The organism is Pseudonocardia sp. SID8383 (assembly GCF_009864975.1).
Lineage (GTDB): Bacteria > Actinomycetota > Actinomycetes > Mycobacteriales > Pseudonocardiaceae > Pseudonocardia > Pseudonocardia alni.
Genome location: NZ_WWFY01000780.1, coordinates 1 through 10347 on the forward strand (window position 1 = coordinate 1; position 10347 = coordinate 10347).

The window sequence follows — 10347 nt, forward strand, 5'->3', positions numbered from 1 at the left end:
CGTCGCGGCCGAGGCGCAGACCCTGCGCCGGCTCGAACGCGACATCCACGACGGGCCGCAGCAGCGCCTGGTGCGGCTGGGCATGGACCTGGAGTCCGCCGTCCGGCGCCTCGACGACGACCCCGAGCGCGCCCGCCCGCTGTTGCACGAGGCCCTGGAACAGAGCCGCGAAGCGCTCTCGGAACTGCGTGCGCTGTCCCGGGGCATCGCGCCGCCGATCCTGGCCGACCGCGGGCTCGGCCCGGCGTTGCGGGCCGCCGCGGGGCGCTGCCCGGTCCCGGTCGACCTCGACGTCGGCCTCGACGACGGCACCCGGCTGCCCGCCCTGGTCGAGAACACCGCGTACTTCGTGGTGACCGAGGCGCTCACCAACATCGCCAAGCACGCCGGCGCGACCGCGGTGACGGTCACCGTGACCGTCGACGAGACCCTGCTGCGGGTCTGCGTCCGCGACGACGGCCGCGGCGGCGCCCACCCGGGCAAGGGCCACGGCCTGGCCGGGCTCGCCGACCGGCTGGAGATCGTCGAGGGACGCCTGGAGGTCGACAGCCCGCCGGGTGGCCCGACCGTCCTGACCGCGGAGGTCCCGGTCGCCGGCCTGGGGGACGCGTGACCCAGGATGGGGCCATGACGATGCGGGTGGTCCTCGCCGAGGACTCGGTGCTGCTGCGCGAGGGTCTGGTCCGGCTGCTGGAGGAGGCGGACGCGACGGTGCTCGCCGCCGTCGGGGACGGCACCGCGCTCGTCGCCGCGGTGGAGGAGCACCAGCCCGAGGTGGCCGTCGTCGACGTCCGGATGCCGCCCTCGTTCACCGACGAGGGGCTGCGGGCCGCGCTGGAGATCCGCAGGCGGTTCCCGTCGGTCGGCATCCTGGTGCTGTCGCAGTACGTCGAGGAGTCCTACGCCACCGACCTGCTGGAGGCCGGCGGCGGGGTCGGGTACCTGCTCAAGGACCGTGTGTCCAGGCTCGCCGACCTCTCCGACGCACTCGGCCGGGTCGCCGCGGGCGGCACCGTGCTGGACCCCGAGGTCGTCTCCGCGCTGCTCACCAAGCGCCGCCGGCGCGACCCCCTGGCCGAGCTGTCCCCGCGCGAGCGCGAGGTGCTGGAACTCATGGCCCAGGGCCGCACCAACATCGCCATCGGGCGGCTCATGGTGATCACCCAGGGCGCGGTGGAGAAGCACATCTCCTCGATCTTCACCAAGCTCGGGCTGCCGCCGTCGTCGGACGACCACCGCCGCGTGATGGCGGTGCTCGCCTGGCTGGAGGGCTGAGCGCCACCGTCACTCAATAGTGATCACCGTGGCGGCGTCCGGTCACCCTCTGCTCGCCCGCCACGGGTGCACTCGGGTGGTTGGTCCCACCACCACGGAGGCACTCGTGACCACGTCCGACCCCACCCCCGCCCTGTCGCGGCGCCGGCTGCTGCGCAACTCCGCCCTGGTCGGGCTGGGCATCGCAATCGGCGGGAGCACCGATGTCATCGCCGGGCACTCCGCCTCGGCCGCACCGCCGCCGTTGCGGGGGGCCGGGTACGGCCCGCTCGTCGCGGATCCGAGGGGCGTGCTCGCGCTGCCCCGCGGCTTCCGCTACACCGTCGTCGCCCAGGCCGGCGTGACCCGGTTGACCGACGGGGGCGAGCCCACCCCCAGCGACACCGACGGCACCGCCTGCTTCGACCGGCCTGACGGCTGGACGCTGGTCAACAACCACGAGATCGGCGGCGGGGAGGCGCACCGCGTACCGGCCCGCCCGGGGCTGACCTACGACCCGGGGGCCGGGGGCGGTACCACCAATGTCGAGGTCGACCGGGCCGGCCGCCGCACCGGTGAGTACGTGTCCGTCGCAGGGACGCACAACAACTGCGCCGGCGGCGTGACGCCGTGGGGCACCTGGCTGACCTGTGAGGAGACCGAGGCCCGGGCGGGGACGAACGGGCTCACGAAGGACCACGGCTTCGTGTTCGAGGTCAGTCCTGCCGGCCGGGAGAACGCGGGGAACAGCCCGACCCCGCTGCGTTTCCTGGGCCGCTTCTCGCACGAGGCGTGCGCGGTCGACCCGGCGACGCGCACGATCTACCTGACCGAGGACGCCGCCGGCCCCAACGGGCTGCTGTACCGCTGGGTGCCCCCGTCCGGGTTCGACGGCCGCCGATGGGAGCTCAAGGCGCTCGCCGAGGGGCCCGGCGGCGACACCGCGGGCCGTCTGCAGGCGATGCGCGCCCTCGACGGCGACCGCCCGGTGCCCGACCTGTCCGAGGCCACCCGGCCGGGAACGACCTACCGCGTCGAGTGGACCGACGTGCCGGACCGGCTCGCCCGGACGCTGTCCACCCGCGTGCAGCTGCCGCCGGACCGCGTCACCGCAGCCGCAAGTTCGAGGGCGCGTGGTGGGGCGAGGGCGGCGCGTTCGTCGTCGCCAGCTACGCCCGGCTCGAGGACGGCAGCCGCAACCCGCACGACGGACAGATCTGGTTCCACGACCCGCGTCGCGGGACCCTCGAGCTGCGCACGATCTTCGGGGTGAACGCCGACCCGGCCGCCGACGGGACGAACTTCGACGGGCCGGACAACATCACGGTCTCGCCCTACGGAGGCACGATCGTCGCGGAGGACGGCGAGGGCGTCCAGCACCTCGTCGGGGTCCCGCGCACCGGGGCGCCCTACGCACTGGCACGCAACGACCTGAACGACAGCGAGTTCGCCGGCCCCACGTTCACCGGGGACGGCCGCTTCCTGTTCGCCGGCATCCAGAACCCGGGGTATTTGCTGGCCGGCACCGGGCCCTGGCGCCGCTGAGGTTCACACCGACCGCAGGTCGAGGTCGAGCCCCGTGGAGGCGCCGGGCGAGACCTCGACCGGGATACCCCAGTCCTGCTGGTAGCGGTGGCAGGCGGCGAACCCGTCGGACGGGTCGTCGCAGGCCGCCGCGGTCACCGCGACCTGCAGCACCCCGGCGCCGACGGCCGGGTCCAGGCGCAGCTCGCGGGTCAGCCCGGTCGCGGTGCCCCCGCCGGACAGCAGCAGCGACGGCGGGTCGGCCGCCACGGTCAGCGACGTCGGGTCGCCGTACCGGTCGTCGAGGTGCTGCCCGGTGGGCGGGGCGAACCCGATCCGCAGCGCCACGCCCGGGGCGAGGGCCGTCGGGGTCCGCCGGACGACGTGGGCGTCGCCGGACACCTGCGACCCGGCCGGGACGGGCAGCCGCACCAGCCGGTGCGCCGCGGACTCGACGACGACCAGCGTCTCGCCGTCGACGAGCAGGTCCGACGGCTCGGCGAGACCCTCCGCCAGGGTGGAGACCAGGTTCGTCGCCGGGTCGAACCGGCGCACCGCGCCGTTGTAGGTGTCGGCGACGGCGACCGAGCCGTCGGGCAGCACGGCCACCCCGAGCGGGTGCTGCAGCAGCGCCTGCGCGGCCGGGCCGTCGCGGTGCCCGAACTCGAACAGCCCCTGCCCGACGGCTGTCGCGACCGCGGCCCCGGGGCCGTCGCCGACCCGGCGCAGCGCGGAGATCTCGGAGTCGGCGACCCACAGCGTCCCGTCGGGGCCGGCGGCCAGCCCGGACGGCTGGGCGAAGAACGCCTCGTCGAACGCGCCGTCGCGCAGTCCCTCATTGGTGGTCCCGGCCAGGACCCGGGCCTCACCGGTGGCGGGGTCGAGGGTCCACAGCTGGTGCGGTCCCGCCATCGCGACGACGACCGTCCCACCCCACCACGCCAGGTCCCACGGCGAGGACAGCAGCGCCGACGCGCCACCGACGGCGACCCGTTCGCGCAGCTGCTCACCGGTCCCGACCAGGGTGGACACGGTGCCGTCGGCCAGGTCGACCCGCCGGACCGCGTGGTTGACGGTGTCGGCGACCAGCACGGCGTCGCCGGAGGGGAGGACCAGCAACCCCTGCGGCTCGGAGAACCGGGCCGCCGCCGTCGCGCCGTCGGCGAGCCCGCGCTCCCCGGACCCGATCCGCCGCACCTCGGTCCCCAGGTCGGGCTCCAGCTCGACGAGCTGGTGGTGGGCGGTGTCGGACACGAGGAACGTGCCGCCGGGCAGCGCGACGACCTTCCCGGGGAACCGCAGCGCGGTGTCCGGCGCGGGCGGCGGGACGTACGGGTCGTCCCCGCGGCGCAGCCGGTCGCCGTGTGTGCCGACCAGCTCCCGGACCAGCGCGGCCAGCCCGGGGCCGTGCCCCTCGCCCGCCATCCGGGCGACGACGAACCCGTCCGGGTCGATGACGGCCAGGGTCGGCCAGGCGCGGGCGGCGTAGGCGTCCCAGGTGGTGAGCTCCGGGTCGTCGAGGACGGGGTGGGTGACGTCGTAGCGCTCCACGGCGGCCTCGACGGCGGCCGGGTCCGCCTCGTGCAGGAACTTCGGCGAGTGCACCCCGATGATCGTCAGGACGTCACCGAACTCGGCTTCCAGGGGCCGCAGCTCGTCGAGCGCGTGCAGGCAGTTGACGCAGCAGAACGTCCAGAAGTCGAGCACCACGATCCGCCCGCGCAGCCCGGCGAGGGTCACGTCCTCGCCGCCGGTGTTGAGCCACCGCCGTCCGCGCAGTTCGGGCGCCCGCACCTTCATCCGTTCACCAGCAGTCACACCGGCCCCAACGACGGACCGGCGCGCGGGTGTTCCCCGGCCACGCCACACTGATCGTCATGCCCGAGCTGCCCGAGGTGGAGAACGCACGCACGGTCCTCGCCGAGGCCGTCGGCCGCACGATCACCGCCGTCGACGACCGCGACGACTGGGTCTGCCGCCCGCACCGTCCCGGTGACATCGCCTCGGCGCTGAAGGGCGGGCGGCTCACCCGGGCGAACCGGATCGGCAAGACCATGTGGTGCGACACCGAGACCGCCGACGGCGAGGCGGGGCCCGCGCTCGGCGTGCATCTCGGGATGGGCGGACGGATCGTCGTCACCGACTCCGACGGTGAGCGCATCGGCGGCGGCCCCGCCCGCCCCGACCGGCAGCCGCGCAAGGCCGAGTGGGACCGGTTCACCATGACCTTCGACGACGGCGGGCAGTTCCGGCTGTTCGACAAGCGCCGTCTCGGCCGGGTCCGGCTCGACCCCGACCTGTCCGGTCTCGGCCCCGACGCGGAGGGGATGAAGCCGGCCGAGTTCCGCGACCGGCTGCTGCGCGGCACGTCGGCGGTGAAGGCACGGCTGCTCGACCAGTCCGTGCTGGCAGGCGTCGGGAACCTGCTGGCCGACGAGACGCTGTGGCAGGCGCGGATCTCGCCGAAGGCCCCGGTGCGCGACCTGACCCGCACCGACCTGGACCGGCTGCACCGCAACCTCGACCGCGCGCTGGAGCGGGCCGTCGCGAACGGCGGCGTGCACACCGGTGAGGTCGTCGAGCACCGGCACCCGGGCGGGCACTGCCCCCGCTGCGGAACCGAGATGATGCACGGCACCGTCGGCGGGCGGTCGACCTGGTGGTGCCCGCAGGAGCAGGTCTGACCGGAGGCCGTGCACAATCAGCCCATGCCGGACACGTCCGACACCGCTCTGCTCTTCCTCGACCGCGGCCTCGTGCGCGCCGACGACGCCCCACCCGACCCCGCGGCCCAGCGCCGTGCCCACACCCTGGTGCGGACCGCCCGCGGTGCCCGATGGGTCGTCCCCGTGCTCCTGCTCGTCGTGCTGGTGCTCGCGTTCACCCCGGTGGCGGGCGCGGCGTTCTGGATGGCGGCCGTCGTCGTGCTGGTCGGGGTCGTGGCCGTGGTGCTGCTGCTGACCCGCGCGGCCGCCGTCGCGCACGCCACGGCGGGGCTCCCGGTGCCGATCGAGATCACCGGGAAGGTCGCGACCGCGATGCGTGCCGTGCTCGCGATGACCGGCGCACTGCGGACCCACCGGAGGGCCTGCGGTGCCGCCGAGGGGGTCGCGCTGCTGCGGCAGTGGACGACGGCGACCGAGGCCCTGCGCGCGGCGTGGCTGCGCGACGACATCGGCGCCTGGCACGACCACGCCCGTACCCTCTCCGCGGCGGGGGAGCGGGCCAGGCGCATCACCGGCGATCTGACCGGCGCCGGGACGCCGGACGGGGACCCCGCAGCCTGACCGGCGCCGGGGGTGGCGCCCGGCCGGGTCAGGCCGGGGCGGTGTCCCGTCGCCGGGTCCGGCGGTCGAGCACCAGCGACAGCACCGTCACCCCGGTGAACGCGAGCGCCGCCCCGGACGCCCATCCGGCGAGCACGTCGGAGAGCCAGTGCACACCCAGATAGACGCGGGTGAACCCGACGGCCCCCGCCCACAGCACCGCGAACGCGGTGAGCAGCACCCGGCCGCGTGACCGCAGCACCGGCCACAGCACGAGCACCAGCGTCGTCCAGGCGGCGGCGACCATGGTCGCGTGCCCGGACGGCAGCGACTCGTTCGCCACGGCCATCACCTGCAGGTCGGCGGGCGGACGGGCCCGGTCGAGGATCCGTTTGACCATCGTGAACACCACGCTCGCGACGAGCGGGACCGCGGCCAGGCACAGGCCCTCCGCGACCCGGCCGCGCACCGCGAGCACGGCCCCGCCGACGAGCGCGACCGCCGTGCTCCCGACGGTGTTGCCGAGCTCGGTGACGACCAGCGCGACCACGGTGACGCCGGGGATCCGGTCCGCGGCGAGCCCGACCGCGGTCTCGGTGTCACCGCCCTGCAGCACACCCGTCCACGCCAGGGCGATGAGCACCCCGGCGAGCACCAGCAGTACCGCAGCGACCGGACCGGTGACGCGGGCCCGCAGCGGGGCCGACGGTTGATCGTTCACCGGCCGATTCTCTCCCGGTCGATGCTCGTCCGCCGGAAGAGGTGCCTCAACGGCCGCGCCAGGCGCGGTAGCGGCCGATCAGCGCGGCGGTGGACGCGTCGAGACCGGCGTCCGGCGGGTTCGGGTCGTGGAGCGCGGGGCCGAACTGCTTGGCCATGACCTTGCCGAGCTCCACTCCCCACTGGTCGAAGGAGTCGATGCCCCAGACCGTGCCCTCGACGAAGGTGACGTGCTCGTAGAAGGCGATGATCTGCCCCAGCACCGACGGGGTCAGCTTCTCGGCCAGGATCGTCGACGACGGCCGGTTGCCCGGCATCACCTTGTGCGGCACGACGTCGGCCGGGGTGCCCTCGGCCTCGATCTCCGCGGCGGTCTTGCCGAACGCCAGCGCCGCGGACTGGGCGAACAGGTTCGCCATGAACAGGTCGTGGGAGTCGGCGGCGTCCTCGCCGGGCAGGTCGTGGTGCGGGCGGGCGAATCCGATGAAGTCGCACGGCACGAGCCGGGTGCCCTGGTGCAGCAGCTGGTAGAACGCGTGCTGGCCGTTGGTGCCCGGCTCGCCCCAGAAGATCTCGCCGGTGGTCGTGGTGACCGGGGTGCCGTCGCCGCGCACGGACTTGCCGTTGGACTCCATGGTCAGCTGCTGCAGGTAGGCGGGCAGCCGGTGCAGGTACTGGGAGTACGGCAGCACCGCGCGGGTGTCGGCGCCGAAGAAGTTCGCGTACCAGACGCCGAGCAGCCCGGAGATCACCGGCAGGTTCTGCTCGAGGGGGGTGTGCCGGAAGTGCTCGTCCATGGCGTGCATGCCGGCGAGGAACTCCGCGAAGTGCTCGCGGCCGATCGCGCACATCAGCGACAGCCCGATCGCGGAGTCCAGCGAATAGCGGCCGCCGACCCAGTCCCAGAACCCGAACATGTTGTCGGTGGAGATGCCGAACTCCGACACCTTCTCCGCGTTCGTGGAGACCGCGGCGAAGTGCTTCGCGACGGCCCCGGTGTCGTCCGTACCGAGCCCGGACAGCAGCCAGGACCGCGCGTTGCGGGCGTTGGTCAGCGTCTCCTGCGTGGTGAACGTCTTCGACGAGACGACGAACAGCGTGGTCGCCGGGTCGAGGTCGCGGGTCTTCTCGTACAGGTCGGTCGGGTCGATGTTGGACACGAACCGGCACTCGAGGTCGCGCTGCGCGTAGTCGCGCAGCGCCTCGTAGGCCATGACCGGGCCCAGGTCGGAGCCGCCGATGCCGATGTTGACCACCGTGCGGATCCGCCGGCCGGTGGATCCGGTCCACGCCCCGGAGCGCACCGCGTCGGTGAACTCGCCCATCCGGTCCAGGACGGCGTGCACGTCGGCGACGACGTCCTGGCCGTCGACGGTGAGCGACGCGTCACGCGGCAGCCGCAGCGCCGTGTGCAGCACGGCCCGGTCCTCGGAGGTGTTCACGTGCGCACCGGTGAACATCGCCTCGGTGCGGGCGGGCAGCCCGGCCGCCCGCGCCAGGTCCGTCAGCAACCCGACGGTGTCGCGGGTGATGCGGTGCTTGGAGTAGTCGAGCACCAGGTCGGCCCCGGTGGCGGTGAGCGCACCGGCGCGGTCGGGGTCGTCGTCGAACAGCGACCGCAGGTGCCGCGGCTCGACCTCCGCCGCGTGCTCGGTCAGCGCCGTCCATTCCGTGGTCGCCGTGATGTCGTGGCTGTTCGTGTCGGACACGACGGCCATCATGGCGCAGCGCCGGGGCCCGAGCGCGGCGGCGCGACGCGGCGGCGCGTCACTGGTCCGCTCGGGCGTACCGCCCGGCGCGCGCAGGGTCGTGCGGGACGAGCGGCATGTCCGGATCGCCGGACTGCACGTGGCCCCGACGGTCGGTGAACCCCGGGTGGGTGAGCCGCCGGCCACTGCGACGTCCGGGTGACGTCCGCTTCCTGCAGGGACACGCTGTGTGCTCGCTACCTGCGGCGACGCGGGATCGGGGTGACCGCTCGACCGGTCGTGCCGTGTGGGCCACCGGCCACAGTGCTCCCCGGTCGGGTGACACGCGGTGGCGTACATCTCGTCGCGTCCTGCGGCCGTCTCGTCGCGCAGGGTGGCTGAACCGGGCGACGTAGCGCGTTCGTGCCTCTAGGGTCTTGTGCAGTCCGTGGTGACGAGCTCACCCGCGGTGATCATCTCGTACCTGGAGGAACCGTGTACCGCTCCCTGACCGGAACCCCGCGCGATGTCGCGCTGCTCGTCGCCCGCCTGCTGCTGGCCTACATCATGGTCATGCACTCGTGGAAGAAGATCGACGCCGGTCTGTTCGACACCGCCGCGGTGTTCGCGAAGTTCGGCATCCCCCTGGCCATCGGCGCGGCCTCGTTCACGATCGTGGTCGAGCTCGTGTTCTCGCTCTCGGTCGCCCTCGGTGTCCGCATGGTCCTGCCCGGCGCGATGATGACCTTCGTGATGGCCGGCGCGATCTGGTTCGTCCACGGCAAGAACGGCCTGTTCATGGCCGACAACGGGTGGGCGCTCGTCGGCACGATCATCTGCGCCACGCTGATCCTCATGTCCACCGGCCCGGGCCGGTTCAGCGTCGACGAGCTCCTGTCGCGTCAGGCGGCCCGCCGGATGGAGCAGACCCAGGCGATCCCGCGCCAGACCGTCTCGGTCTGACCCGCACCTCCCGGTCCGCCCGCGCGTCCCGGAGCCGGGCGGGCCGGTGACCCTCCTCCCGGACCCCGCGAGCGTGACCACGGCCCGCACCCCGACGCCACGGGGTGCGGGCCGCATCCGTGCCCGGCGCTAATCTCCGCGGGTGAGCCACGAGCGGACGACCGAGGGGCGGGCGCTGCCCCGGCTGACCGCGATCCGGTACGTGACCCCGCTGCGCGAGGGCGGGTCGCTGCCCGGGCTGATGGAGGCCGACGACCTCGGTACCTACGCGGTCAAGTTCACCGGCGCCGGGCAGGGCCGCCCGGTGCTGGTCAACGAGATCGTCTCCGGGGAGCTCGCCCGCGCGCTGGGTCTGCCCGTCCCGCGGATCGCGACCATCGTCGTCGACGGGACGCTCGGGCGCACCGAGCCGGACGAGGAGGTCCAGGAGCTGCTCCGGAACTCCGACGGGCTCAACCTGGCCGTCGACTTCCTGCCCGGGGCGCTCGATCTGGACCCGGTCGCCTTCGACGTCGGGCCCGGGTTCGCCGGTCGGGTGCTCTGGTTCGACGCGCTCGTCGGCAACGTCGACCGCTCCTGGCGCAACTCGAACATGCTGCTCTGGCACCGCAGACCCTACCTGATCGACCACGGAGCGACGCTCACCTTCGCCCACGACTGGTCGGCCGCGCCGCGGTTCGCCCACCGCCCGTTCGACGCAGGCGACCACGTGCTGCTCGGCGCCCGTCCCGACCTCGACGCCGCGGACGGCGCACTGGCCCCGCTGGTCACCCCGGACCTGCTCGAGGGGGTGCTGGCGCTGGTGCCCGACGAGTGGATCGCCGACGTCGACGGCGTCGGGGGGCCCGACGCCGTACGCGCCGCCTACGTCCAGGCGCTCGCGGCCCGGGTCGCGGCGCGCGGCGACTGGCTGCCGGGCGTCGCCGCGACGG

The 10347-nt window shown here is 74.1% G+C and carries 10 protein-coding genes and 1 pseudogene; 8 read left to right on the forward strand and 3 right to left on the reverse strand.

Features of this window, described 5'->3' with window-relative positions:
* From GTW08_RS18950 to GTW08_RS32535, 4 genes and pseudogenes are all read left to right on the forward strand, one after another.
* Nucleotides 1–613 (forward strand): sensor histidine kinase (locus GTW08_RS18950; RefSeq protein ID WP_237453980.1); only part of this gene is annotated, 613 nt, incomplete at its 5' end.
* Between the two features lie 20 nt (nucleotides 614–633).
* Entirely contained in the window at nucleotides 634–1275 is a 642-nt protein-coding gene (locus tag GTW08_RS18955) for a response regulator transcription factor (RefSeq protein ID WP_073574403.1), read from the forward strand.
* Nucleotides 1276–1564: 289 nt separating this feature from the next.
* A pseudogene (locus GTW08_RS32530) lies at nucleotides 1565–2260 on the forward strand (alkaline phosphatase PhoX); the annotation flags it as partial.
* Complete coding sequence (locus GTW08_RS32535) at nucleotides 2155–2799, forward strand: alkaline phosphatase PhoX (protein ID WP_255497663.1); 645 nt, start codon at nucleotides 2155–2157, stop codon at nucleotides 2797–2799. The pseudogene GTW08_RS32530 and the gene GTW08_RS32535, both read left to right, overlap by 106 nt.
* Before the next feature lie 3 nt (nucleotides 2800–2802).
* Here the strand turns inward: GTW08_RS32535 and GTW08_RS18965 are convergent, their stop codons facing one another.
* On the reverse strand, nucleotides 2803–4578 hold the full coding sequence (locus tag GTW08_RS18965; protein WP_161152310.1) for an NHL domain-containing thioredoxin family protein: 1776 nt from the start codon (nucleotides 4576–4578) through the stop codon (nucleotides 2803–2805).
* A 77-nt stretch (nucleotides 4579–4655) separates the two neighbouring features.
* Between GTW08_RS18965 and GTW08_RS18970 the strand changes: the two genes are divergently transcribed.
* Nucleotides 4656–5462 carry an Fpg/Nei family DNA glycosylase gene (locus GTW08_RS18970; protein ID WP_073574402.1) on the forward strand — a complete coding sequence of 269 codons (807 nt, stop codon included), beginning with the start codon at nucleotides 4656–4658 and terminating at the stop codon, nucleotides 5460–5462.
* A gap of 24 nt (nucleotides 5463–5486) precedes the next feature.
* Nucleotides 5487–6065, forward strand: coding sequence for a hypothetical protein (locus GTW08_RS18975; protein WP_073574138.1), 579 nt, complete (start codon nucleotides 5487–5489; stop codon nucleotides 6063–6065).
* A 28-nt stretch (nucleotides 6066–6093) separates the two neighbouring features.
* On the opposite strand, the gene GTW08_RS33025 is transcribed toward GTW08_RS18975, so the two are convergent.
* A complete protein-coding gene (locus GTW08_RS33025; RefSeq protein ID WP_073574137.1) occupies nucleotides 6094–6765 on the reverse strand; it encodes a phosphatase PAP2 family protein in 672 nt (223 codons plus the stop codon).
* Between the two features lie 46 nt (nucleotides 6766–6811).
* A complete protein-coding gene (gene pgi, locus GTW08_RS18985) occupies nucleotides 6812–8473 on the reverse strand; it encodes a glucose-6-phosphate isomerase (protein WP_337825940.1) in 1662 nt (553 codons plus the stop codon).
* A 474-nt stretch (nucleotides 8474–8947) separates the two neighbouring features.
* On the opposite strand from pgi, the gene GTW08_RS18990 reads away from it, so the two are divergent.
* Both GTW08_RS18990 and GTW08_RS18995 read left to right on the forward strand, forming a co-directional pair.
* Complete coding sequence (locus GTW08_RS18990; protein ID WP_073574136.1) at nucleotides 8948–9415, forward strand: DoxX family protein; 468 nt, start codon at nucleotides 8948–8950, stop codon at nucleotides 9413–9415.
* 142 nt (nucleotides 9416–9557) lie between these two features.
* Nucleotides 9558–10347, forward strand: a 790-nt coding sequence (locus tag GTW08_RS18995; RefSeq protein ID WP_346009936.1) for a HipA family kinase, incomplete at its 3' end; no start/stop codon positions are given.